Origin of the sequence: Mannheimia bovis (genome assembly GCF_014541205.1) — a bacterium.
Classification (GTDB): Bacteria; Pseudomonadota; Gammaproteobacteria; order Enterobacterales; family Pasteurellaceae; genus Mannheimia; species Mannheimia bovis.
In genome coordinates, this window is record NZ_CP061280.1 from 1,911,835 (window position 1) to 1,934,617 (window position 22,783).

At 38.6% G+C, this 22,783-nt stretch carries 27 protein-coding genes and 1 tRNA gene; 3 read left to right on the forward strand and 25 right to left on the reverse strand.

Annotated features, from left to right (window positions below; all coding sequences use genetic code 11):
- Genes yciA through ICJ55_RS09415 form a run of 3 tightly spaced genes read right to left on the reverse strand, consistent with a single transcriptional unit; the run spans position 1 to position 1,766 of the window.
- Positions 1–462 carry an acyl-CoA thioester hydrolase YciA gene (gene yciA, locus ICJ55_RS09405; RefSeq protein ID WP_188156566.1) on the reverse strand — a complete coding sequence of 154 codons (462 nt, stop codon included), beginning with the start codon at positions 460–462 and terminating at the stop codon, positions 1–3.
- Positions 452–1,009 carry a septation protein A gene (locus tag ICJ55_RS09410; RefSeq protein ID WP_188156567.1) on the reverse strand — a complete coding sequence of 186 codons (558 nt, stop codon included), beginning with the start codon at positions 1,007–1,009 and terminating at the stop codon, positions 452–454. The genes yciA and ICJ55_RS09410 overlap by 11 nt, the downstream gene beginning before the upstream one ends.
- Positions 1,010–1,019: 10 nt before the next feature.
- Positions 1,020–1,766: an ABC transporter permease gene (locus ICJ55_RS09415; RefSeq protein WP_188156568.1), complete on the reverse strand. Its 747-nt coding sequence runs from the start codon at positions 1,764–1,766 to the stop codon at positions 1,020–1,022.
- Positions 1,767–1,896: 130 nt separating this feature from the next.
- On the opposite strand from ICJ55_RS09415, the gene yfbV reads away from it, so the two are divergent.
- A complete protein-coding gene (yfbV, locus tag ICJ55_RS09420) occupies positions 1,897–2,334 on the forward strand; it encodes a terminus macrodomain insulation protein YfbV (protein WP_188156569.1) in 438 nt (145 codons plus the stop codon).
- Positions 2,335–2,464: 130 nt separating this feature from the next.
- On the opposite strand, the gene ICJ55_RS09425 is transcribed toward yfbV, so the two are convergent.
- From ICJ55_RS09425 to ICJ55_RS09440, 4 genes are all read right to left on the reverse strand, one after another.
- Positions 2,465–2,540: transfer RNA gene (locus ICJ55_RS09425), tRNA-Asn, on the reverse strand.
- Between the two features lie 103 nt (positions 2,541–2,643).
- Positions 2,644–3,393, reverse strand: coding sequence for a molybdopterin-synthase adenylyltransferase MoeB (gene moeB / locus ICJ55_RS09430; RefSeq protein WP_188156570.1), 750 nt, complete (start codon positions 3,391–3,393; stop codon positions 2,644–2,646).
- 12 nt (positions 3,394–3,405) lie between these two features.
- Positions 3,406–4,635, reverse strand: coding sequence for a molybdopterin molybdotransferase MoeA (gene moeA / locus ICJ55_RS09435; RefSeq protein ID WP_188156571.1), 1,230 nt, complete (start codon positions 4,633–4,635; stop codon positions 3,406–3,408).
- A 26-nt stretch (positions 4,636–4,661) separates the two neighbouring features.
- The gene (locus ICJ55_RS09440) at positions 4,662–5,279 is read right to left on the reverse strand and encodes a MarC family protein (RefSeq protein ID WP_188156572.1); all 618 of its coding nucleotides are present in this window, start codon (positions 5,277–5,279) and stop codon (positions 4,662–4,664) included.
- 261 nt (positions 5,280–5,540) lie between these two features.
- Between ICJ55_RS09440 and ICJ55_RS09445 the strand changes: the two genes are divergently transcribed.
- Positions 5,541–7,478, forward strand: coding sequence for an ABC transporter ATP-binding protein (locus tag ICJ55_RS09445; protein WP_188156573.1), 1,938 nt, complete (start codon positions 5,541–5,543; stop codon positions 7,476–7,478).
- Positions 7,479–7,540: 62 nt separating this feature from the next.
- On the opposite strand, the gene ICJ55_RS09450 is transcribed toward ICJ55_RS09445, so the two are convergent.
- The 3 genes from ICJ55_RS09450 to ICJ55_RS09460 all read right to left on the reverse strand — a co-directional run bounded on the left by ICJ55_RS09450 (position 7,541) and on the right by ICJ55_RS09460 (position 9,362).
- Positions 7,541–7,927 (reverse strand): lysozyme inhibitor LprI family protein, encoded by a 387-nt coding sequence (locus tag ICJ55_RS09450; RefSeq protein ID WP_188156574.1) that lies wholly within the window; start codon positions 7,925–7,927, stop codon positions 7,541–7,543.
- Between the two features lie 156 nt (positions 7,928–8,083).
- Positions 8,084–8,704 carry a glutathione S-transferase gene (locus ICJ55_RS09455; protein ID WP_188156575.1) on the reverse strand — a complete coding sequence of 207 codons (621 nt, stop codon included), beginning with the start codon at positions 8,702–8,704 and terminating at the stop codon, positions 8,084–8,086.
- A gap of 31 nt (positions 8,705–8,735) precedes the next feature.
- On the reverse strand, positions 8,736–9,362 hold the full coding sequence (locus ICJ55_RS09460; RefSeq protein WP_188156576.1) for a TIGR01621 family pseudouridine synthase: 627 nt from the start codon (positions 9,360–9,362) through the stop codon (positions 8,736–8,738).
- Between the two features lie 47 nt (positions 9,363–9,409).
- Between ICJ55_RS09460 and ICJ55_RS09465 the strand changes: the two genes are divergently transcribed.
- Entirely contained in the window at positions 9,410–10,042 is a 633-nt protein-coding gene (locus ICJ55_RS09465; RefSeq protein ID WP_188156577.1) for a histidine phosphatase family protein, read from the forward strand.
- A gap of 58 nt (positions 10,043–10,100) precedes the next feature.
- Here the strand turns inward: ICJ55_RS09465 and ICJ55_RS09470 are convergent, their stop codons facing one another.
- The 15 genes from ICJ55_RS09470 to ICJ55_RS09540 form a co-directional block, all read right to left on the reverse strand.
- Positions 10,101–11,147 (reverse strand): YcjF family protein, encoded by a 1,047-nt coding sequence (locus ICJ55_RS09470; RefSeq protein WP_188156578.1) that lies wholly within the window; start codon positions 11,145–11,147, stop codon positions 10,101–10,103.
- Positions 11,148–12,098 carry a tRNA dihydrouridine(16) synthase DusC gene (gene dusC / locus ICJ55_RS09475; RefSeq protein WP_188156579.1) on the reverse strand — a complete coding sequence of 317 codons (951 nt, stop codon included), beginning with the start codon at positions 12,096–12,098 and terminating at the stop codon, positions 11,148–11,150. It lies immediately after the preceding gene.
- 76 nt (positions 12,099–12,174) lie between these two features.
- Positions 12,175–12,801, reverse strand: coding sequence for a DUF2238 domain-containing protein (locus tag ICJ55_RS09480; protein WP_188156580.1), 627 nt, complete (start codon positions 12,799–12,801; stop codon positions 12,175–12,177).
- Positions 12,801–13,670: a co-chaperone DjlA gene (djlA, locus tag ICJ55_RS09485; RefSeq protein ID WP_188156581.1), complete on the reverse strand. Its 870-nt coding sequence runs from the start codon at positions 13,668–13,670 to the stop codon at positions 12,801–12,803. The genes ICJ55_RS09480 and djlA overlap by 1 nt, the downstream gene beginning before the upstream one ends.
- Before the next feature lie 65 nt (positions 13,671–13,735).
- Complete coding sequence (locus tag ICJ55_RS09490; RefSeq protein WP_188156582.1) at positions 13,736–14,617, reverse strand: DMT family transporter; 882 nt, start codon at positions 14,615–14,617, stop codon at positions 13,736–13,738.
- A 67-nt stretch (positions 14,618–14,684) separates the two neighbouring features.
- The gene (pal, locus tag ICJ55_RS09495; RefSeq protein ID WP_188156583.1) at positions 14,685–15,146 is read right to left on the reverse strand and encodes a peptidoglycan-associated lipoprotein Pal; all 462 of its coding nucleotides are present in this window, start codon (positions 15,144–15,146) and stop codon (positions 14,685–14,687) included.
- A gap of 27 nt (positions 15,147–15,173) precedes the next feature.
- Positions 15,174–16,460, reverse strand: coding sequence for a Tol-Pal system beta propeller repeat protein TolB (tolB, locus tag ICJ55_RS09500; RefSeq protein WP_188156584.1), 1,287 nt, complete (start codon positions 16,458–16,460; stop codon positions 15,174–15,176).
- A gap of 15 nt (positions 16,461–16,475) precedes the next feature.
- A complete protein-coding gene (tolA, locus tag ICJ55_RS09505; protein WP_188156585.1) occupies positions 16,476–17,696 on the reverse strand; it encodes a cell envelope integrity protein TolA in 1,221 nt (406 codons plus the stop codon).
- A gap of 16 nt (positions 17,697–17,712) precedes the next feature.
- A complete protein-coding gene (gene tolR / locus ICJ55_RS09510; protein ID WP_025236338.1) occupies positions 17,713–18,153 on the reverse strand; it encodes a colicin uptake protein TolR in 441 nt (146 codons plus the stop codon).
- A 139-nt stretch (positions 18,154–18,292) separates the two neighbouring features.
- Positions 18,293–18,973, reverse strand: coding sequence for a protein TolQ (gene tolQ, locus ICJ55_RS09515; RefSeq protein WP_188156586.1), 681 nt, complete (start codon positions 18,971–18,973; stop codon positions 18,293–18,295).
- 21 nt (positions 18,974–18,994) lie between these two features.
- On the reverse strand, positions 18,995–19,396 hold the full coding sequence (ybgC, locus tag ICJ55_RS09520) for a tol-pal system-associated acyl-CoA thioesterase (protein ID WP_188156587.1): 402 nt from the start codon (positions 19,394–19,396) through the stop codon (positions 18,995–18,997).
- Positions 19,397–19,556: 160 nt separating this feature from the next.
- Entirely contained in the window at positions 19,557–19,844 is a 288-nt protein-coding gene (gene ybgE, locus ICJ55_RS09525; RefSeq protein WP_025236341.1) for a cyd operon protein YbgE, read from the reverse strand.
- Complete coding sequence (locus tag ICJ55_RS09530; RefSeq protein WP_080686558.1) at positions 19,844–19,942, reverse strand: cytochrome bd oxidase small subunit, CydX/CbdX family; 99 nt, start codon at positions 19,940–19,942, stop codon at positions 19,844–19,846. Before ICJ55_RS09530 ends, ybgE begins: the two co-directional genes overlap by 1 nt.
- A gap of 14 nt (positions 19,943–19,956) precedes the next feature.
- The gene (cydB, locus tag ICJ55_RS09535; RefSeq protein ID WP_188156588.1) at positions 19,957–21,090 is read right to left on the reverse strand and encodes a cytochrome d ubiquinol oxidase subunit II; all 1,134 of its coding nucleotides are present in this window, start codon (positions 21,088–21,090) and stop codon (positions 19,957–19,959) included.
- Positions 21,091–21,102: 12 nt separating this feature from the next.
- The gene (locus ICJ55_RS09540; RefSeq protein WP_188156589.1) at positions 21,103–22,653 is read right to left on the reverse strand and encodes a cytochrome ubiquinol oxidase subunit I; all 1,551 of its coding nucleotides are present in this window, start codon (positions 22,651–22,653) and stop codon (positions 21,103–21,105) included.
- Positions 22,654–22,783 lie beyond the last annotated feature (130 nt).

Sequence of the window (22,783 nt, forward strand, 5' to 3'; positions counted from 1 at the left end):
CTATTCTCCTTGTTCGGTAGTTTGGGTAATTAATGATAAAGCCTCATATAATTCCGGATTATTCTCTCTTGGCACAGCACGAGGTCTGCCTTCTTTATCAGTAGCAACATAGGTAAATAACGCTTCAGTTACCAGAAAACGTTCACGCGTGCCTTCATAAACCTGCTTGATAAACACTTCAACTTTCACTTGCATCGAAGAACGACCAATGTGCATCAGTTTGCCATAACAACAAACCACATCGCCAACAGAAATAGGGCGATGGAAAATCATTTTATCAACGGTTACTGTAACTACTCTGCCTTTAGCAAGTTCTTTTGCTAAAATTGCACCGCCTAAGTCCATTTGCGACATAATCCAACCACCAAAAATATCGCCATTAGCATTGGTGTCTGATGGCATTGCAAGCGTTCTTAAAATCAGTTTCCCTTCAGGATCTTTTTCGTAAGGTTTATTTTTCATCTTGTTTTTCCTGTTTTTCAGCCTCTTTTAGGTAAGGATAAAGTACAAAACCCGTTATAACTGTTGCAACCAATGTTAAACCGATAATACCGAAAGATTTAAAATCAACCCAGATATCTTCGGATAAATATTGGCTAATATAAATATTAAGCAACATACAAATAATAAAGAAAATAGCCCAACCGAAGTTGATTTTATTCCATACTTGATCTGGCAAATTAATTTCCTTACCGAGTAATTTTTTAATTAGCGGAGCTTTAAACACAAACTGGCTCACTAATAACACAATAGCAAAAAGCGAATAAACGATGGTAACTTTCCATTGTAGATATTTCAATTCATTAAAATAAGCACTGAGTAAACCAAAAAAGACCACTGCTCCGCCCATAATAAGTTGTTGCTTTTCAATTTTGCCGTAAAGCACTTTTAAGGCGATCATCTGTGCAATCGTTGCTACCACTAACACAATAGATGCCATTTGAATACCGTCCATTTTATAGACGACAAAAAATAGAATCAGCGGAATAAATTCAAGTAACTGTTTCATTTAATCTCCATTAATTCGCCGGCATTTGACGATAAACTTGGTAAAAACGGAAGCTAAAAATTGCCATAAATACATTAATGATTGCACTAAAAATAACGGTAATTAATGAACCTACAAAATCATTACCAAAAACAGTAAGTAATCGAGATAGTATTCCCGGCAATAAATAAGAAATCACACAAAATAAAATTAACGGTAGCATTTTTCCACGTGATAATTGGAAAGTAAATTTAATACTTTCTGATAATGTTTTCTGTGGTTTTTCTAATAAATAAGCGTAAATTACAAGCGATAATTTAATGAAAAAATAAAAACCAGCCACTAGCATAGGCAAAGCAATAATCACAGTTTCAGGCGATGCCATTGCAAAAGAAGCCCCTAATGAAAGGGGAAGTACCATAATAAATTGCAACATTAAAACAGGTAAAAAATGCTTTAATGCTCCACCTGCATTTTGGAAAAAGTGCTGATAATTGCCATTATTAATAGATTGAATGTTTAAAATCATCAATACAGTCAGAAATAGATTGGCAATTCCTAATAAAACAGTTGGCATTAAAATAGCTAATAATTTTGAGCTATCAATTTGAATTTGTTGTGGCTGCGGTTCTGCTGCCATTTCCGGTGAAGCCGGCAATAATAAAATAAATGCCAGCTGCACAACTACGATAGTTACTATTGCAAACAGCGTAAAAGATTGCTGATTACGCATAAAATTCCAACTTTGCTGTAATAAATCCACAAATTTAATTGGCATAAAATATCCTTCAAATACGTTATAAACATTTTTTTGTAAAGTATAGCAAGTGTTAGCCCAAACTGCATTAACCTATTGTAGATTTTAGTAAGTTAGCTACAATAAACGAAAAGATTAAAAGAGAAAAACTATGTTAAGCCTATTTGAAGCAGGGCAACGTTACCTCAACACCCTGCCTAATCAGAAAAAACTGGCGAATTTTATGCCTGATTATCATATTATCCGCCTTGTTAAATTTTCTTCTAAAGTAATGCCCGCTTTTGCGTGCTTTGCTTTAGTATGGCAATACTTTTTTACCGATCCGACACAATCTGTTTTAGCTAATTCTGTTATTACCGCTATTTTTGCAATTTCTATTCCCTTTCAAGGGCTTTATTGGCTGGGTAAAAGGGCAAGATCACCTCTCTCATTATCACTACTGCAATGGTATGAAACACTTAGACAAAAGCTGATTACCGCTCAAGTTAAACTTGAAGAAGAACAAGCGGTGCCTTCTTTCCAAGATTTTGCAAATTTACTGAAATTGGCAGAAGAAACGTGGGGAAATGAATATTTTGATGAGCTTTAAAAGCCTAAAAGAAAAAAGCTCCACTCAAATAAGTGAGTGGAGCAAAACTTTTGTTCTAATTCTGGAGGTTTGAATTACTGTTTTATAAAAGGAGACAAATAAAACAAGAACAAAAGAAAATAAAAATCTTTGGCTCCTCCTGCGGGACTCGAACCTGCGACATATGGATTAACAGTCCACCGTTCTACCGACTGAACTAAGGAGGAATTAACGGAGAGAATGATAGGCTAAAACGTTTTAGCAGTCAAATAAAATAATGAACCTTCGTTCATTATTTACATTTATTTACGCTCCTAGCGTTTAAAATACTTAATTGGAGGTACAAACAGAGCAGTTTTTTTGCTTAGGCAGTGCCATTTCTCGTACTGAAAAATGTAAACCATCAATCATCAGTAATTTTCCTGATAATGTTTTGCCGATATTCAACAGAGTTTTTATCGCTTCCAATGCTTGAAAACTACCGATCACACCAACAATCGGGGCAATTACCCCTGCTTCTACACAGCTTAATGTACCATCGCCAAATAAACTACTCAAACATTGGTAGCAAGGCTCATTTTCTTGATAAGTAAATACACTAATTTGCCCTTCAAAGCGAATTGCCGAGCCTGATACAAGCGGTCGTTTTTGTTTAAAACATTGAAAATTCAGTTGATTACGAACAGTAACATTATCAGTACAATCTAGCACTAAATCTGTGTTAGCGATGAGTTCTGCCCACTGTTCATCGCTACATTTTTGGTTAATCGCTTCAATCTGAATATTCGGATTAATCGCAGAGAGCCGAGCCTTTGCCGATTCAACTTTAGGCAGTCCAATGGCTTCATCGGTATGCAAAATTTGACGTTGCAAATTAGAAAGTGAAACTGTATCAAAATCAACCAAAGTGAGATGCCCTACCCCGGCTGAAGCAAGATATTGCGAAGCCGCACAACCTAAGCCGCCCAAACCAACAATTAAAATACGGCTCGATTTTAATTTTTCCTGCCCGTCAAAATCGACACTTTTGAGAATAATTTGGCGGTTATAACGAAGGGTTTCGTGATCAGTCAGTTCCATATCTTCTCTCAACTAGCCGAGTAACGAATTAAACGGCTGAATAGTTACCTTTTCTCCAACCTCTACATTGCCACGCTCTGCTTCAAGCACGATAAAACAGTTACTTTCATTAAAAGCACTAAAAATATGTGAACCTTGTGAGCCAATCGGTCTAACTTCCAGCCCGCCTTGCTGATTAGCGTAGTAATAGCCACGTTGGAAGTCTTGACGACCAACTGCTTTTTTCAATTTTTCAGCACTACAAGCGGTTAAATTTTGCGTAAGATTTGCAATTTTATCTGCCGATAACCCCGATAATTTCGCTAAAGCCGGTTGCACTAATTGGTAGAAGGTTACTAATGCGGAAACAGGGTTTCCCGGTAAGCCAAAGAACCACGCATTTTCTAATTTACCAAATGCGAAAGGTTTGCCCGGTTTCATTGCAATTTTCCAGAAACCGATTTCGCCTAATTTCTCCAATACTGTTTTAGTAAAATCTGCCTCGCCAACAGACACTCCGCCACTCGTAATCACTACATCAGCTTTTTCTTGTGCCTCAATAAAAGTTTGTTCAAATAAGGCTTCATCATCAGGCAAAATACCGTAATCTAAAATCTCGCAGTTGAGTTTTTCCAACATTAAACGTACTGCAAAACGGTTGGTATCGTAAATTTTCCCTTCACTCAAAGGCTCTCCAACCGACGTTAATTCATCACCTGTAGAAAGAACTGCCACTTTTAATTTTGCAAAAACAGGCACTGAGGCAATGCCGAGTGAAGCTAACAATGGCAAACTCGCTACATTCAATAGCGAGCCTTTTTTCAATACCAATGCACCTTGTTGAATATCTTCCCCAATGCGACGAATATTACTGCCTAATTTTGGAATATTGTTAAAGGTTACAGAACCATCTGCATTTAAGGCGGTTTCCTCTTGCATTACAATGGCATCAACGCCCTTTGGTACTAACGCTCCCGTCATAATACGCACGCATTCGCCGGCTTGGAGTTCGCCACTAAACGGATTACCTGCAAAGGCTTTTCCTGCTACCTTTAAGGTTAAATTTTGCTCTAAATCTGCAATGCGTACTGCATAACCGTCCATTGCTGAATTATCAAAATTCGGTACATTAATAGGCGAGGAAATATCTTCCGCCAACACTCGGTTTGCACATTCATTTAATGGTAAATATTCAATCATTGTTGGAGCAGGCAAACGAGAAAGCATATTCTCTAATGCTTCTGCAAGAGGTAAAAGAGCCATAAATTTATTCCATTCCTATTCAAAAATCAGCTAACTTGCACGAAGAAATCACGCACACCAATAAGCAAATTATTCACTGCAATTGCCGCTAAAATTAGCCCCATTACACGGCTAATAATTGCCGCCCCTGCATTACCAATTAAATGCTGAATTCTATTTGCGGCTAACAATAATAAATAAGTAATTGCTAAAACCAACACCATAATACTGGCAGTAATAAATTGATCGCTAATGCTAAAGCGGTGATTATCGGTTAATAGAACAATTGCCATCATCGCACCCGGAGAAGCAATAGAAGGAACAGCCAAGGGATAAACCGCTAACTCATTTAGATTACTGCTCATTCTGATTTCTTGCTCCGGCTTGCTTTCGCCAAAAATCATCGTTAAAGCAAATAATAAAAGTACCAAACCACCTGCTGCTTGGAAAGCTGGTAGCGGAATTTGCATAGACTCTAATAGAATCTGCCCACCAATGAGGAAGAAAATTAAAATGCCTCCCGCAATCAGCACTGCATTCAATGCAATTTTACGGCGTGCTTCAATCGGCAAACCAATCGTTTTCGCCAAATAAACAGGAACAGAGCCAACCGGGTCAATAACTGCCCACAAAACCACAAATTGTACCGCTAATGAATCAAACATTTTCTCTCCCTGTTATTTTGAATTTAGAAAAATTCTAACATAAAACGACCGCTTACAGAATGGCTGAATAGTTTAATAGGTAAACACTATGTTAAATATTTGATAGTAATATGAATATTTTTTATCCGTTTTATATAAAACTCAGTTTAATTCAACACCGCATATTGAATTAAACTTAATTTAAATCTCAAACAATCTTCATTGCATTGAAATTTACTATGCTAAAATACGCAAAATTTTTAACAAAACAGACCGCTTGTAATGATATTTTTTACAGATTTAATTTTAAAACGAGGGCATTCTGTCCTGATTGATAATAGCTCTGCAACCATTCATACAGGGCAGAAAGTAGGCTTAGTCGGTAAAAACGGGTGTGGAAAATCCTCGCTTTTTGCCTTACTCAAAAGTGAATTACAGCCTGAGGGAGGCGATGTTTCACTCCCAAAAAATTGGGCGATTTCGTGGGTAAATCAAGAAACACCTGCATTAGATATTTCCGCTCTTGATTATGTGATTCAAGGTGATAGAGAATACACAAAATTAATAGCAGAGCTTGATGAAGCGAATGCAAAAAATGACGGCAATCGCATTGCGACTATCCACTCCCATCTCGACACCATTGATGCGTGGACAATTCAAGCCAGAGCTTCTACCTTGCTCAACGGCTTAGGCTTTAGCACCGAGCAATTACAACTGCCTGTGAAATCTTTCTCGGGCGGTTGGCGTATGCGTTTAAATCTCGCTCAAGCGTTGATTTGCCGTTCCGATTTATTGCTACTCGATGAACCAACCAACCACTTAGATTTAGATGCCGTGATTTGGCTCGAACGCTGGCTCACTAACTATCGTGGTACGTTATTACTGATTTCCCACGACCGTGATTTTCTTGATCCGATTATTGACCGTGTCATTCATATCGAACATCAAAAACTCAATGAATACACAGGCAATTACACCTCGTTTGAAATTCAGCGAGCAACTAAAATCGCACAACAAAATGCCGCTTATCAGCAACAACAACGAAAAGTTGCTCATTTGCAGAGCTTTATTGACCGTTTCAAAGCCAAAGCGACCAAAGCCAAACAGGCTCAAAGCCGTATTAAAGCATTGGAGAAAATGGAACTTATCGCCCCTGCGTACGCAGATTCCCCGTTTGAATTTGAATTCCGCCCACCACTTGCCTTACCAAGCCCATTGCTGATGATGGAAAAAGTGAGTGCAGGTTACGCAGATAAAACCGTGCTGGAATCGGTGAAATTGAATTTAGTGCCCGGCTCTCGAATTGGTTTGCTTGGCAGAAATGGAGCGGGTAAATCCACGCTGATTAAATTACTGGCAGGCGTAATTCTTCCCCAAAATGGTGATGTACAACTGGCAAAAGGCGTTCAGCTTGGCTATTTCGCCCAACACCAAGTGGATACCTTGCGTTTTGATGAAAGCCCACTTTGGCATTTGCAGAAAATCGCACCGGAAAAAACTGAGCAAGAATTGCGTAACTACTTGGGCGGCTTTGATTTCAAAGGCGATAAAGTCGTGCAAGCGGTACAATCCTTTTCGGGCGGTGAAAAAGCCCGTTTAGTTCTTGCCTTAATTGTGTGGCAACGCCCTAATCTTCTGCTATTGGACGAACCGACCAACCATTTAGATTTAGAAATGCGACAAGCTCTTGTTGATGCTCTGACGTATTATGAAGGATCGCTGGTAGTGGTTTCGCACGACCGTCATTTACTCCGCAGCACGGTAAATGAATTCTATTTGGTTCATAATCATAAAGTAGAAGAATTTAAAGGCGATTTAGACGATTATCAAAAATGGTTGAATGAGCAAAATGCCTTAGCAAATGAGCCTAAATCGGTACTTGCAAAAAATTCGGAAAATGCAACCGCTTGTGAGCCGACAGCCAATGAAAACAGTGCGGCAAACCGCAAAGAGCAAAAGCGTTTAGAAGCCGAACTCCGCCAACAAACCGCCCCGCTGCGTAAAAAAATCACGCAGTTGGAAAAAGAATTGGAAAAAGCCTCTGAAAAACTGAATAAGCTAGAAGAAATGCTTGGCGATAGCCAGCTCTACGAGGCAGAAAATAAAGCCAAACTCACCGAAACTCTTGCTCAACAAGTTGAGACTAAAAAGCAAGTGGAAGAGATTGAAATGCAGTGGTTAGAGGCTCAGGAGGAGTTAGAGGGAATGTTGGCAGACTAATGTTTTCCCTTTTACATTATAACTGGGTTAGGTAGACTAACCCAGCACACGGACAAATAGAATTATCTTGAATTAGCTTCCTTTAATAATTTTTCAATTTCATCAGCTTTCTCAATGGTCATATCCATATATTTATAGCTTGATGAAATTCCAGCCAAAGATCCACCTTCATATTCCATAGCTGCGGCTTTCACACTTAAGTCTTTATATTTAATCCAAGCTCTTTGAGCTTCTTTAAATGCTTTGGAATGATTAGGGGAAAGGGTTTTCAGATACTGATTATAAACTTTATTTAAACGCTTCTCCTGACGTTTAGTTTCCTCAGAAATGCAATTTGCCAGATCTACGTTATTAGATTCATTACTTCTACATTTAATAAATGTCGAAGAATAATTAACTTCTGCCGTAGCTATAGCTGGCAACATAATAAGTAGGGCATATTTTTTCATAAAATATCCTTAAAGTCGTGATTAAAACTTTTTGGATTTTACAATTGTTTTCTTGCACAACATGCTATATTTATACCCACCTAAATTTAGGTAAATTAGCTAAACAAAAAGGCATTGAGCCACACCCTCAATGCCTTTTCTATTCAATTAAAATCTCTACACTCTCGGCTTCGTTTCCGCCAAAATGGTATATTTATTATTCATTCCTTCTGCCCAAGCGGTTAAATTTGGGTGATTTTTTGCAAGATCATAGTCGATTTTTTCTAAGCGGAACGCCCACCAGTCAATTAATGCAACTGCGGTTAATGTGCCTAAATTAAGCTCCGTACCGAATTCTTGTATGGCTTCTTCTAAGTGTTGGAAAGTGCGGATATTTCTTTCCATTAATTGTTCGTGGCGACTTACCCACCATTCATTTTCGGGGCGTGCCATTTTTTCTTGGATAATGGTGTGCATTGTGTTTTCCATTATACCGTCTGCCAAATTATGCAAGGCTAATACCGCCCAGCGTGGCTTGCCCTCTTTTGGCAGTAAAGGCGTATTATTGCCTTTTTGGTCAAGATACTCGCTGATGAGCAAACTGCCGAATAGCCAGCGTCCGCAATTACGTTGTAAAGCCGGAATACGCCCTAGCGGATTGTCTTGGTTGTGTGGTGAGTTTGGATCCATTGCGGCAGTTACCCGCAACATTTCCACTTTGTCATCAAGCTGGTGATGTTTAATAACCGCAAGGACTTTGCGAGCAAAAGGGCTTGTTGTTGAGTACCAAAGTTTCATACTGTTCTCCGTTTCTTTTTAGTAACATAAATTAGCAAATTTTTTGCCAAAAATGACCGCTTGTAGGCTCTGCTTGAACACAGATATGTTCGTTTTCGTATTCAAATTCAAGCTGGTAGGCGTGTAAATAAACCCTATCCGCCTCTGTGCCTGAATAAAGTTTATCGCCTAAAATCGGGCTACCTAAACTTTTCATTGCCACTCTTAGTTGATGGGTTTTACCTGTTTTCGGTTGCAAAATAAAATGGCGAAGTGATGGCTCAAGCGAATTAGAGTTAAATTGTGTTACCGCCGGGTTCTCTTTACTGTGGCATAATTTCCAAGCCCCGTTACGGCTTTTTTCCATATCGCCCACAATTTTCCCCTGCTTTTTCTTCGGTTTTTTATCGCTCAACGCCCAATAGGTTTTCTGAATTTTATGTTGTTCAAACAGATGATAGAACTTCGCGGCTGTCTCTTTATTTAAGGCTAAAATCAGCAAACCGGAGGTGATTTTATCAAGACGATGTACCAGCCAAACTTGCTCAATATTCAGTTGGCGGGCAACCATTTCCGTTAAGCCAATTTCCGCTTCGTCTTTATGTACGCTTACACCATCAGGCTTGTTGATGATAATAAAATCAGGGTGCTGATAACAAATAGGCAATGTTAAGGTCATTTTGCTATAATCTCGTTTATTTTTGACTATTTTAGCAAGGAATTACGATGGCTGTTACCATTTATTTAGTTCGACACGGCAGAACCGTTTGGAATATTGAAGGCAGATTACAAGGCTCCGGCGATTCAGCCCTTGTGGAAGAAGGCATTATCGGGGCAAAGAAAACAGGAGTTACATTAAAAGATGTGCCTTTTACCGCAGCCTATTCCAGTATGCAAAAACGGGCTCAAGATACCGCAAACTACATTTTAGCGGAAAATAAATTGAGTAATATCCCTCATTTCCACCACAAAGGGCTGAACGAATTTGATTTCGGTAGTTGGGAGGGAATGAAATCCCTTGATTTACAAGAGAATGAAGAATATTGGGTAATGAAACGCACGCCGGCTGAATATCTCGCTAAAACAAACGGTGGCGAGCGTTTCGAGCAACTTTATCAACGTGCTACCCAAGCGTTTAATCAAATTGCTCAACTTCATCAAAATGATGGTAAGGTGTTGATTGTTTCACACGGAATGACCTTAACTCTGCTTACCGCTGTGTTAAAAGGCATTGCGTGGCAAGATTTTCGTAATGAAGAAAAGCATAGTTTCATTATCAACACTGCAATTACTAAAGTAGAGGTGGATAATGGCAAAGTAACGGTCTCAGAGTTTAATAATACAGAACACCTCTCTTAATATGGTAGGGGCAGCTTAATGTGCCTGTCCCTACAAATCAAATCCCGTTTAAATATTGCTAATCAGAAAACACTTTTTCTTTAATGTCTGTTTTGGCAAATACCGTATTTTTAACCGATGTTAATAACTCTTGGCGAATAGCTGAAATTTTTGGTCGCTCATTGGCTTGGAAAGCGACAGGGCGGCAAAACTCCATTGCTTTAATTCCTAGTCGTGCAGTGAGTAAGCCCACACCAATGCCTTGTGCGGCACGGAGAGAGAGCTTTGCTGTGAGGTTTTGTGAGAAGAAATCCATTCCCACATCAGTGGCAATTTCGGTTGCTCCGGCAAACACCATATTTTTTAACACCATTTTGAACAGTTTTAAGCGGCTGATATAGCCCAATTCCATTCCATAGGCTTTGGTAATTTTATTCACTAAGGCAATATTTCTTGCTGCCATTAGTAATACATCAACGACAGCAAGTGGGCTGACAGCCACAATAACCGCATTTTCTGCCGCATTACGGGAAATCATCTGCTTAACTTGTTTATCAATCGGCTTGAGTACATTTTCGCTGAAAAGATATAGCACCTCTTTGGCATTGTAAGCCTCATTAAGCTGGCTTTTCCAACGTTGCTCGGCTTGGGCGATAGTTGGTAAATGATTGAGATTATTTGCAATATCTTCACAAAATTTGACCGCTTGCTCACCATCGTTAGAGGGAAGTTGTTCCAATAAAAGCTGCTGACTGACTTGTTGATTTTTCTGATGATTACGCAGATAAACCAATTTACGCCATTCAGAAACAATCACGCCCACACCGAACAAGCTAATAATAAAAAAGACAATCGAGAAAGCAAAATAGATCCACTCTTTTTGTTGGAAAGTATCAATTAGCCATTGAATACTTTGAGCAATCACCGCCACGCCAAACAAGGCAAGCGTTGCAAGCAACACTCGAACCCAAAAGCGAGAAGGTTTTAGGCTTTCTTCAATAATCAGTTCTGCCTCAACAGCTTTAGCTTCTTCCTCAATAATCGCATTTTCGAGATCAAACTCTTGTTTAGGCTCAAAATACGCGGTTGTTTTTAGATCTTCTTCATTAAAAATTTGTTTACTCATTTAACCCACCGCCTTTTCAATATGTGCTTTTAGACCATCATAGCCGTGTTCAGTTTTCAAAATATCAAATAATTCTACTGCTTGTGGATATTCTTTATCCAAATAACGTAGCCATTGCTTAATACGGGCAACGTGGTAAAAACCTGTGTCAAACTGATTTTCCATCTGTACATACTTAAACAACAGTTGCAAAACGTCCTTCCACGCCATTTTCGGCTGATTATATTTCACTACCTTGCTTAAATTTGGCGTATTTAATGCCCCTCTGCCAATCATCAAAGTATTGCAAGCGGTCATTTCTTGGCAATTTTTTGCAGATTCAAAATCCCAAATTTCGCCATTGGCAATAACAGGAATAGTTAAACGCTTTTGAATCTCACCAATCGCCTGCCAGTTAATACGTTCGGCACGATAGCCATCCGATTTTGTTCTCCCGTGTACGGTTATTTCATTCGCTCCACCTTGCTGAACAGCATCGGCAATTTCAAAGCATTGCTCGGCAGAATCCCAGCCCAAACGCACTTTTACAGACACAATCTGTTCATTTGGCACAGCTTCCCGCATTGCTTTTGTCGCTCGGTAAATTAAATCAGGATCTTTAAGTAGCGATGCCCCTCCATTACTACCATTTACCGTTTTAGATGGGCAACCACAGTTCAGATCTACCCCGTGCGAGCCAAGTTCAATCACTAACGCTGCATTTTCCGCCAACCATTCAGGGTGCTGACCTAAAATTTGTACTCGAACAGGTGTGCCGGAATCTGTTAATCCACCTTGATAAAGCTCCGGTGCTAAGCGGTAAAAAGCTTTTTTCGGTAATTTTTGATCCACCACCCGCACAAATTCGGAAATACAGAGATCGTATTCATTCACAGAGGTTAAAAGGTTACGAACGAAGGGATCTAACACCCCTTGCATTGGGGCAAGAATAACTTTTGGAATTGAGTTCATTAGTTAAAATAAAATGGCAAGCGGTTAAATTTTATAAACATTTTGCAAAAAATGCGTAAATTCAACCGCTTGAACGTTAAAAATATCTATCGTGAATACGCAAATCAGGGCGGACAATCACATAAATTATCAGTGCAGTAATCGCTCCTAAGGTATCGGCTAACATATCTTTTTGTGCATCCCAAATATCGCCTTGCGAGCCTAAAAATTCAATACCTGCATTGCCACCTTCTATCACAGCATATTGCCACTCAATAATTTCATAGGCTGCCGCCACCGACATTATAAAAAATAACGAGAAAAAGAGGGCAATGCCAAAGGTACATTTACGTTTACGCAATAGCCATTCTGCCATTGGGTAGCTATAAAAACCGATAATATAGTGTGCCACACGGTCAAAATGGTTGCGATCTTCTCCTAAGAATGGGGTAAGAAATTGGTTTACCCAATCAAAAGGTACATTAGCGAAAGTATATTTTGCACCAATTAAGTGCATAATCAGCCAAAGCGACATTAGAAAATAAGCTAAGCTGCTAAACTGAAATTTTGGGTAAGTGATAATCAGCAAGCCAAATACGACAAAAATGGGGGCAACTTCCGCATACCACACCGCTCTATCTGTTGGATTAAAACCAGACCAAACAGCAATTACAGTAATGACTATCGCTAAAAACAGTGGAATGATATGCGAACGTGAATCCATTATTTCCATCCTTTTACTTTACAGATGAGATCATAGGCGGATTGAATTTGTTGAGCTTTTTCTTTCGCTAATTCCATCATTTCATCAGGTAAGCCTTTTGCTGCTAATTTATCAGGGTGATGTTCGTTCATTAGCTTGCGGTAAGCTCGCTTCACTGTATTTTGATCGTCTTGTGCCGTTACACCTAACACGGTATAAGCCGCATCAATACTCGGTTGTGCCGGTTGTTGATAATATCCACCGCCCTGAGAACTGTAGCCACCTTGCGATTGCTGATGATAGCTTCCACCTTGTTGGTAATAGCCACCTGTACGGAATTGTTGAGCAGCCATAATCATTGCAATCATTTGCTCAAATTGGAAACGAGACATTCCCATTGTTTCTGCAATGGTAAAGAGAATCTGTTGCTCGTTTGTATCTAATTCGCCATCTTGTAATGCCGCTTGCATTTGTACTTCAACAAAGAAACGCAGTAGATCGGTTCTTGCACCACAGGCTTCACGAAACTCTTGAATAACTTGACGCAATGGAAAATTAGGCTCTTTACCTAATGTGAAAGCCTCTTGAGCTAATTGCTGAGCCGCACTGTCTAATTTTAGACGAGCCATTAATGCACGGGCTAATTCAATATCCGCTTCAGTTACACGTCCTTTTGCTTTCGCAATATGCCCTAAAACTGCAAAGGTAGTTTGAGTGAAAAGCGACTGACGAGTAAGATTTTTACCAAAAATACTAGAACGTACAGACCCCAAAGCATAAAGTTTTTTATCTGCCAAATGCCCAATAAATGCCCCTAATAGCCCACCAAATAGACCGTGAAAGATTTGATAACCTAAAATAAAGCCAATTATTTTTCCAATAAATTGCATTTTTTATCCTTTTCGTAAACTAAGTGGTGCTATTCTAACAAAATTTATGTCAAAGATTAACGATTTCACTTTGCTTGCTTTTTCGTTAAAACAAACATAAACCAGCTTGCTATAAAAATAATGACATAACCTAACCAGCTCCACGCATCCGGGTATTGTTCAAAAAGCAGAGCTCCTAAAACCGCACTAAAGATTACCGATGCGTAGCTATAGATTGAGATATCTTTAGCAGCAGCGTATTTATACGCAGTAGTGACACAAAATTGCCCAACTGCTGAAGTGATGCCCGCTAGAATCAAGTACACTAATTGCATAAAAGTTAGTGGTACATAATCAATGGCGACAAAAGGCAGTAATATCAAGGTCGAGAATGCAGAAAAAAAGAAAACAATGGTATTTGGCGATTCTACTTTTTCTGTTTTTGACAGTAATCTCAAACATAAATAGGCAATCGCCGCAAAAACAGAGCCGATGATACCTATTAGATAAGGAATAAATCGAACATCAAGAGCAGGTTTAATAATAAATAGTGCTCCAATGAAGGCAACAATACATAAAACCCACTGTGCGATAGAGGCTTTTTCTTTCAAAAAAATAGCCGAAAGAATAATCAAAATAAAAGAGGTTAGCTTGCCAATCATATCTACATCACTTAATACAAGATGATCGATGATATAAACACCTACCAAAATACCGATTAGTCCGGTAACCGAGCGGCAAAGTAACAAAAGTCGATTTTCTTTATGTCCGAAGAATAATTGGCGATTTTTCCAAACAATATAGCCGCTAATTAATGCCGTAATACCATTACGAAAAATAGCTTTTTCAGCCACAGGCAATTCACCAGATAAACGAAGAAATACTGCCATAGCAGCAAAACTTAATGCCGATAAAAGTACACAAAATATAGCTTTAAACAATGGCGATAAGGGATTCCAAGAATTCATAATATAATGGCTTAATAAAAATAAAGCCCTGATTATTTCAGGGCTTCATTTTAGAATGAACTAAAAATTAGTATTCTAATACTGCACGACGGTTTTTCGCGTAGTCAGCTTCAGTGTGACCTAACACAGCTGGTTTTTCTTCACCGTAAGAAACAGTTGAAGTGTTGTTAGCACCTTTAGCTGCTAAGTAACCTTTAACTGCATCTGCACGACGTTGACCTAATGCGATGTTGTACTCTGGAGTACCACGCTCATCAGCGTGACCAGCAATAGTTACGTTACCTTGAGTTTTAGCTAATAATTGAGCGTGAGCGTCTAATAATTGACGGTACTCACCTTCAACTGCATAGCTATCAAAACCGAAGTATACAGTGTTGTATTGTGCTTTTAATTGCTCAGCTGTTAAACCACCGAATTCACCTGCTGCATTTGCTGCTGCGTTTGCCGCTGCATCATCAGATGAACTGCTACATGCTGCTAATGCGAAAGCTGGTACTGCTACCATTAAAACTTTAGCAAATTTTTTCATTTGTTGCTCCTAATTAGAGAAATATTATTATTTAGTTAAGTATGGGGACCACGCAGGGAATTTATAATGTCCGCCTGCTCCCGGCAAATTAGCTTTAAAACGCCCATCTGCGGATACCAATTGTAGCACTTTACTCGTACCTTTGGTAGAGCTATAAATAACCATAATGCCATTTGGAGAAATACTTGGACTTTCGTCTAAGAAAGTTGAACTCAATACTTCCGTGCCACCTGAAGCGAGATCGCGTTTCACAACTCTATCTCCAGCAATCATGATTAGATTCTTACCATCAGATGATACTTTAGCATTATAGCTACCACGCCCTCCCATTGGGCTCGCACCACCACCTGATGAACTCATTCTGTAAACTTGCGGAGCACCAGCACGGTCGGATGTAAAGTAAATTGTACTTCCATCTGGAGACCAGCTCGGCTCAGTATTATTACCTGCATTTGAGGTTAATTTACTCGGTGTTCCACCGCCACTACCTACAACGTAAATATTCAACTCACCATCTTGGTTAGAAGCAAATGCAATGCGTGAACCATCTGGGGAGAACGCCGGTGCACCATTATGTCCTTGTAAAGCAGCTACTACGCGGCGAGAACCTGAACGGATGTCGTGTACAACTACCTGTGCTTTTTTCTTCTCAAAGGTTACATAGGCTAATTTGCTACCATCCGGAGACCATTCTGGAGACATTAATGGCTCCTTACTTGTTGTAATAGTAAAAGCGTTAAAACCATCATAATCTGATACACGTAATTCATAAGATGATACGCCACGTTGTACTACATAAGCAATTTTCGTTCTAAATGCACCGCGAATTTGAGTGAGCTTTTCAAATACTTGGTCGCTTACTGTATGTGCACCTTGACGAATTTGAGCAGCAGGTACAATAAATGAACCTTGTGCAATTACTCCACCGGCAGTCCCTGAAGTACCGAGGGTATCAATTAATTGATAAGCAATATTATAACCACCACCTGCAGCACTCACTTGCCCTACAACAATATTATCAATTCCGATAGCACTCCATTGATCTGCTACTACTTCACCTGCAGAACCTGGTTGTGCAGGCATTTGAGAACGCTCAAGCGGTGTAAATTTACCACTATTTCGCAAATCATCAGAAATAATCTGTGCTACATCAGCAGGCACACCACTTGCTTTAAATGGCACAACCGCAATTGGTTGAGCCATACTTACGCCTTCATCAATCGAAATTCTAACATCTGAATCTGCCACTACCGAAGTAGAAATTAACGCAGATACAATGCTTATTACACCCGATATACGAGAGAATAACTTCATTTTTAATCCTCTAAATTATTTAACTTTTAAACTAAAATCAAGCGTTGGAGATTTAAACATATTATACACCGCATCTGATGGTGCAGGTGGCACTTTTCTAGTTGCCACAATTGCACTTACCGCTGCATCACATACTGCTTTATCGCCACTGACCACTTGATAATTAGTGATTGTACCATCTCGGCTTAAGAAAATCTTAACATCACATTGTTTTCCTGCGAAACTCGGATCAACACGATATTTAGACTGAATTAATTTCTTAATTCGCTGACCGTATGCATTACCATCTACATTTGCACCTTGTCCTAAGCCGCTTGTACCACCTGAGCCTTGTGAACCTGATGAATTTTTATTACCGCCTTTGCTAGAGCCGCCACCAATATCGCCTCCACTTAGGAAGTCATCTAGAGCTTTATTATTCTTAGCTTGGGCTGCTTTCGCCTCAGCTGCAGCTTTGGCTTTAGCTTCTTTTTCGGCTTTTGCTTTGGCTTCTTTCTCAGCTTTCGCTTTAGCCTCTCTTTCTGCTTTCTCTTTCGCTTCTTTTTCAGCCTTCGCCTTAGCTTCTTTCTCAGCTTTTTCTTTCGCTTCTTTAGCCTGTTTTTCTTTCAGCTCTTTCTGCTCTTGTAGTTTCTTCTCAGCTTCAACTTTTTTCTGCTGTTCCAGTTTTTGCTGAGATTCCTTCGCTTTTTTCTCTTCTTCAGCTTGTTTTGCAGCAGCTTCTAAACGTTTTGCTTCAGCATCTGCTTTTAACTTCGCTGCTTCAGCTGCCTTTTTACGGGTTGCTTCCTCAGCTTGCTGTTTTTTCAACTCTTCTTGTTTAGCTTGCTCTTGCTTTTTCTGCTCTTCAATTTTTTCTTGACGCTCAATTTCTTGTTGGCGTTGCTTTTCTTGAATTGCCGCTAGCTCGGCTTGCTGCTGCTTTTGGATTTCCTCTGGAGTTGGTTTATCTTCCTCCACAGGCTCTTCAGCCGGTTCCTCTTTCGGTTCTTCTTTTGGCTCTACTTTTGGCTTTTTAGTTCCCTTTTTTTCTGCCATTAATTGACCGTATTCCGCAGCAACCTGTCCGGTATCAACCATTACTGCTTCGAAGCTGTCGCTATCGCCACCACTACCGCCAGCAGCAGCAAGCTCTGTTTTGGTGAAAAGAGACCCAAGCAATAATAATCCAATCAATAATATATGTAATAAGATCGAAATAATAACTGCAAGCTCTAGTCTATCTTGTTGAGATTTCACACGTTATCCTTGCTGATTATTTGCCTTCAGTCATTAAACCTACTGATTTAACCCCTGCGTCTTTAAGTAATGTGATACCTTTCATAATTTCTTCATAAGGTACAACTTTATCACCGGCAACTAAAAATAATGTATTATTATCTTTTTGAAATTGCTCTCCGGCATAAGCGATCACTTCTGCTTCAGAAATATTATCTTGCCCATTACTTTGCACATAGTTACCATCAATTTTTAATTTATATGCCCCCACACCCGCCACTTCTAAAATAACAGGCGTTTTATCTTCATTTGATACAGATTGACTATGTGTATCTTCAGGTAAATTAACTTCCACACTTTGACTGATAATAGGTGCTGTTGCCATAAAAATAAGCAATAGTACTAACAATACATCTAGGAATGGAACAATATTAATTTCCGATTTAATGTCATTACGTTTTACACGACGAATCGACATATTTCCCTCTTTTAAGATGCTTTTGCATCTATCATTAATTTATATAACGTAGCACTTTTAGCTACGCATTATTACTTTACAAGCGGTCGATTTTTTACTGAATTTTGCAAATTTTTATCAAAAAGAGACCGCTTGATGCTTATCTTTTTGAAAAGGCTTGACGATGCAATAAGGTTGTAAATTCATCAATGAAATTCACATAACCTTGTTCTACTTTACCTAAACGTAGATTTAAGCGGTTATACGCCATTACTGCCGGAATTGCTGCAAATAGACCAATCGCGGTTGCAATTAATGCTTCTGCAATACCCGGTGCAACAGATTGTAAGGTTGCTTGTTTAACTGCACTTAACCCCATAAATGAGTGCATAATTCCCCATACTGTACCAAATAAGCCAATATATGGGCTAATTGAACCTACTGTGCCTAAAAATGGGATGTAGTTTTCTAGGCTTTCCATTTCACGGTTTAACGCTAAATTCATTGCACGAGTTGAACCTTGAATGATAGATTCAGGTGCTTCAGGATTTGCTTGCTGTAAGCGGTTGAATTCTTTAAATCCGACATAGAAAATTTGTTCTGAACCGGTTAAAGCATCACGGCGATTTTCCAAACCTTGATGTAAGCGGTTTAAATCCTCTCCGGACCAAAAGCGATCCTCAAATGCTAACGAATCTTTTCTTGCTTTTGTTAATACTTTGCTACGTTGGATAATAACAGCCCAAGATAAAATGGAAAATACAACAAGGATCAACATTACGATCTTGACCACAATACTTGCTTCTAAAAACAACGATAGAAGGCTAAATTCAGTTTGCATTAATAAAACTCCGAATAGTTTTTAAATAGAAAAATTAATTTTTTGTAATGCTTGACGAATATCATCAGGAATTGCAACAGGTTTCATTTTAACGAGATCAACACTGGCAACTGTTACAGTTGCCTCACTTAAGCAGATATCTTGTTTCCACAAGGTTTGCTTAAACACCAAAGTAGCTTTTTTAAACTCTGAAATGGTTGTTTCTACGTTTAATAAATCATCTAAACGTGCAGGTAGCTTATACTCTATCTCAATCTTTTTAACAACAAAAGCAAGAGATTGACCAAAAAGTGCCTGCTGAGAAAAATTGTATTGCCTTAAAAATTCCGTTCTAGCTCGCTCGAAAAAATTAAGATAGTTAGCGTGATAAACTACCCCACCAGCATCAGTATCTTCGTAATAAACCCGAATCGGAAAATGCATACTTTTTCCTCTTTCTTCAAAATGAAAAAACGCCCAAAATTTAGGCGGAAAATTGGTTGCTATTGTAGAGATAGACAAATCGTTGTGCAAGTATATTTTGAGTTTAATCGTAAAAATATTTTTTACCTATCAAAAACAAATAGAGGCATTAAAAATGCCTCTATTTCATTAATAAAATACATAAAGATGGAATGACAATAAGATAACCTACTATCGGTAAAAAAATTGCTTTCCAAATCGTTGAACGAATTTCAAATCCAACCCCGTGTATCCACAAAATTGCCATACCATAAAAGATGAGCATCACTAAATACGGTGTTTTTCCTCCAAAAGTAAGAGCAAAAGCGGTCGAATTTAGTAAAATTATTGCAAATAATGCGGTGGCTAAAATAAAAGAAAGGGCTTTTAACAAGCCCTTTGCTGTTAAGTTATAAAGAGTATTAATCATTACTCGTCAAACTTACCTGTTTTTTCAATGCTGATGGTGATTACAGTTGCAAAGAAAATTGCAAGCATTACACCTAACACCCAAGTTACATAAAACATAATGCACTCTCCTATTAGTAAGCTGATTTATTGTGTTCTAAGTAACTCACATCTAAGCGACCATACATTTTGATGTATGACCAAATAGTATAGCCTAATACTGTTGGAACGAAGATACACGCTACTACTAACATTACTGTTAATGTTGTTTGACTTGCAGTTGCATCCCACATCGTTAAACTCATATTAGGATGAGTAATTGATGGCATTACAAATGGGAACATTGAAACTGCCGCCGTTGTAATTACCCCAACAATCATAATAGATGATGAGAAGAACGCAAAGCCGGAACGATTTGCTCTTGATGCAACGATAGTAAGCAATGCACCAATTACCGCTAATGCCGGAATGATCCATAATACAGGCATTGCCTCATAATTTCTGAACCAAGCACCTGTTTCAACTGCTACTGTTTTATTAGTAAATACCGATTGTGCATTGTGATCGATTTGGCTTGTTACTACGAAACCGTCTTTAAAAGACAACCATACACCAGCAAGGATAAAGGCAACTAATACAACTGCTGCTGTAACTTGTGCTACTTTTCTTGCATTGTTATGAAGCTCATCTGTGGTTTTCATTTGTAACCAAGTTGCACCCTGTGTTGTTAGCATCATTAAACTAATCACACCACATAATAATGCAAATGGATTTAATAAACCAAAGAATGTGCCTGTATATTGTGATTGGTTAATGCTGTTAAATTCAAATGGCACACCTTGTAATAAGTTACCAAATGCAACACCGAATACTAATGATGGTACAAATCCACCGATTAATAGTCCCCAGTCCCAAGCATTACGCCATTTCGGGCTATCAATTTTAGCACGATATTCAAAACCAACTGGGCGGAAGAATAATGCGGCTAATACTAGCACCATTGCAATATAGAAACCTGAGAACGAGGTTGCATATACTGTTGGCCAGGCTGCAAATAATGCACCACCAGCGGTTAATAACCATACTTGGTTACCGTCCCAGTGAGGAGCAACTGTGTTGATCATAATACGGCGTTCAACATTACTTTTACCAATTACAGGTAAAAGATTTAATACTCCCATAGTAAAGCCATCAGTAATGGCAAAACCAATTAATAATACTATGATTAAAATCCACCAAATAAAGCGGAGAAATTCATAATCGAGCATTTTTAACTCCTATTATTTAGCTGATTGTTCGAAGTAGTAACGACCCGTTTTTAATGAACTCGGTCCAAGTCGTCCGTATTTGAACATTAAGTACATTTCTATGATTAAGAACAGCGTATATAAACCACATAATAAGCCGATCGTAAACCATAAGTCGCCTGTTGTTAATGCAGAGTTTGCCACACCAACCGGTAACATCTCATAGATAGCCCAAGGCTGACGACCATATTCCGCTAAGAACCAACCAGACTCAATTGCAATCCAAGGTAATGGGATACCGCATAATAATGTTCTTAATAGGAAACGGCTTTGTCCAACTCTACCACGCATATTTTGAACAAATGCAGAGATGATTAATACTAACATAATCACACCAGCAAGCATCATCACACGGAATGCCCAGAAGGTAGGACCTACATTTGGAATAGTGCTATCTGCTGCTTTTTGGATTTGCTCTTCTGTTGCATCAACTACATTGTCTGTATATTGTTTTAACAATAAGCCAAAACCTAAATCTTTTTGTACTGCTTTAAAGGCTTCTTTATCTGCTTCCGTATAATTACCAGAACGTAATTTTTCTAGTAAACCGTAAGCAACAATACCGTTACGAACACGTTGTTCGTTGATTACACGAATATCTTTTAAACCTGTAATTTCGGTATCTAAAGAACGCGTTGCAATAATACCAGCTGCGTATGGAATATGAATTGAGAATTCATTTTTCATTTCTGCTGTATTTGGAATAACAAATGCATTCCAAGCTGCCGGTGCCGGTTGAGTTTCAAATTCTCCTTCCATTGCCGCTAATTTTGTAGGTTGAGCTTTACCGATTTCATAACCAGACTCATCACCCATAATTAATACAGCGATAATCGATAATAAACCAAAACTTGCACCTACAGAGAATGAACGTTTAGCAAATCCTAAATCACGACCTTTTAAGATGTAGTATGAACTAATCCCCAATACGAAGATAGAACCACAAACATAACCTGCTGTTACAGTATGTAAGAATTTAGATTGTGTAACCGGATTTAGTAACAATTCAGAGAAGCTTGAAAGCTCCATACGCATTGTTTCAAAGTTAAACTCTGAAGCAACCGGATTTTGCATCCAACCGTTAGCCACTAAAATCCATAACGCAGATAAGTTAGAGCCAAATGCAACACAGTAAGTCGTTAATAAGTGTTTAGCCTTTGATAAACGATCCCAACCGAAAAAGAACAGACCCACAAATGTAGATTCTAAGAAGAATGCCATTAAACCTTCAATCGCTAATGGAGCACCAAAGATATCACCTACATAATGAGAGTAATATGACCAGTTCATACCAAACTGGAATTCCATTGTAATACCAGTTGTTACACCTAAAGCAAAGTTAATACCAAATAACTTACCCCAGAATTTAGTCATATCTTTATATACTTCTTTACCCGTAGTTACATAAAGTGTTTCCATCACAACAAGTACGAAAGAAAGACCTAATGTAAGCGGTACGAATAAGAAGTGATAGAGTGCAGTTAAAGCAAACTGCAAACGTGAGAGTTCAACTACGTCTAACATCTCAAACCTCTTATTTATTAATATAATAATTTGACAAATAGATTACCGAAAAGTAATCGCCCACAAATTTTCACTCAATTCTAACAATAACCCAAATTGGTTAAATTTATAATAAAGTGTCGGAAAGTAT

Excerpts from the sequence above, each read along its gene's own strand:
- ybgC (WP_188156587.1), bottom strand. The coding sequence starts at position 19,396 with ATGCATTTTCCGATTCGGGTTTATTACGAAGATACTGATGCTGGTGGG.
- cydB (WP_188156588.1), bottom strand. The coding sequence starts at position 21,090 with ATGCTCGATTATGAATTTCTCCGCTTTATTTGGTGGATTTTAATCATA.
- ybgE (WP_025236341.1), bottom strand. The coding sequence starts at position 19,844 with ATGATTAATACTCTTTATAACTTAACAGCAAAGGGCTTGTTAAAAGCC.
- yfbV (WP_188156569.1), top strand. The coding sequence starts at position 1,897 with ATGTTAAGCCTATTTGAAGCAGGGCAACGTTACCTCAACACCCTGCCT.
- moeA (WP_188156571.1), bottom strand. The coding sequence starts at position 4,635 with ATGGCTCTTTTACCTCTTGCAGAAGCATTAGAGAATATGCTTTCTCGT.
- tolR (WP_025236338.1), bottom strand. The coding sequence starts at position 18,153 with ATGTCGATTCGTCGTGTAAAACGTAATGACATTAAATCGGAAATTAAT.
- tolB (WP_188156584.1), bottom strand. The coding sequence starts at position 16,460 with ATGAAGTTATTCTCTCGTATATCGGGTGTAATAAGCATTGTATCTGCG.
- pal (WP_188156583.1), bottom strand. The coding sequence starts at position 15,146 with ATGAAAAAATTTGCTAAAGTTTTAATGGTAGCAGTACCAGCTTTCGCA.
- dusC (WP_188156579.1), bottom strand. The coding sequence starts at position 12,098 with ATGAACTCAATTCCAAAAGTTATTCTTGCCCCAATGCAAGGGGTGTTA.
- ICJ55_RS09450 (WP_188156574.1), bottom strand. The coding sequence starts at position 7,927 with ATGAAAAAATATGCCCTACTTATTATGTTGCCAGCTATAGCTACGGCA.
- moeB (WP_188156570.1), bottom strand. The coding sequence starts at position 3,393 with ATGGAACTGACTGATCACGAAACCCTTCGTTATAACCGCCAAATTATT.
- ICJ55_RS09445 (WP_188156573.1), top strand. The coding sequence starts at position 5,541 with ATGATATTTTTTACAGATTTAATTTTAAAACGAGGGCATTCTGTCCTG.
- yciA (WP_188156566.1), bottom strand. The coding sequence starts at position 462 with ATGAAAAATAAACCTTACGAAAAAGATCCTGAAGGGAAACTGATTTTA.
- ICJ55_RS09460 (WP_188156576.1), bottom strand. The coding sequence starts at position 9,362 with ATGACCTTAACATTGCCTATTTGTTATCAGCACCCTGATTTTATTATC.
- ICJ55_RS09540 (WP_188156589.1), bottom strand. The coding sequence starts at position 22,653 with ATGTTAGACGTAGTTGAACTCTCACGTTTGCAGTTTGCTTTAACTGCA.
- ICJ55_RS09415 (WP_188156568.1), bottom strand. The coding sequence starts at position 1,766 with ATGCCAATTAAATTTGTGGATTTATTACAGCAAAGTTGGAATTTTATG.
- djlA (WP_188156581.1), bottom strand. The coding sequence starts at position 13,670 with ATGCAATTTATTGGAAAAATAATTGGCTTTATTTTAGGTTATCAAATC.
- ICJ55_RS09410 (WP_188156567.1), bottom strand. The coding sequence starts at position 1,009 with ATGAAACAGTTACTTGAATTTATTCCGCTGATTCTATTTTTTGTCGTC.
- ICJ55_RS09490 (WP_188156582.1), bottom strand. The coding sequence starts at position 14,617 with ATGAATTCTTGGAATCCCTTATCGCCATTGTTTAAAGCTATATTTTGT.
- ICJ55_RS09440 (WP_188156572.1), bottom strand. The coding sequence starts at position 5,279 with ATGTTTGATTCATTAGCGGTACAATTTGTGGTTTTGTGGGCAGTTATT.
- ICJ55_RS09470 (WP_188156578.1), bottom strand. The coding sequence starts at position 11,147 with ATGAGTAAACAAATTTTTAATGAAGAAGATCTAAAAACAACCGCGTAT.
- ICJ55_RS09465 (WP_188156577.1), top strand. The coding sequence starts at position 9,410 with ATGGCTGTTACCATTTATTTAGTTCGACACGGCAGAACCGTTTGGAAT.
- ICJ55_RS09480 (WP_188156580.1), bottom strand. The coding sequence starts at position 12,801 with ATGGATTCACGTTCGCATATCATTCCACTGTTTTTAGCGATAGTCATT.
- tolQ (WP_188156586.1), bottom strand. The coding sequence starts at position 18,973 with ATGCAAACTGAATTTAGCCTTCTATCGTTGTTTTTAGAAGCAAGTATT.
- ICJ55_RS09455 (WP_188156575.1), bottom strand. The coding sequence starts at position 8,704 with ATGAAACTTTGGTACTCAACAACAAGCCCTTTTGCTCGCAAAGTCCTT.
- ICJ55_RS09530 (WP_080686558.1), bottom strand. The coding sequence starts at position 19,942 with ATGTTTTATGTAACTTGGGTGTTAGGTGTAATGCTTGCAATTTTCTTT.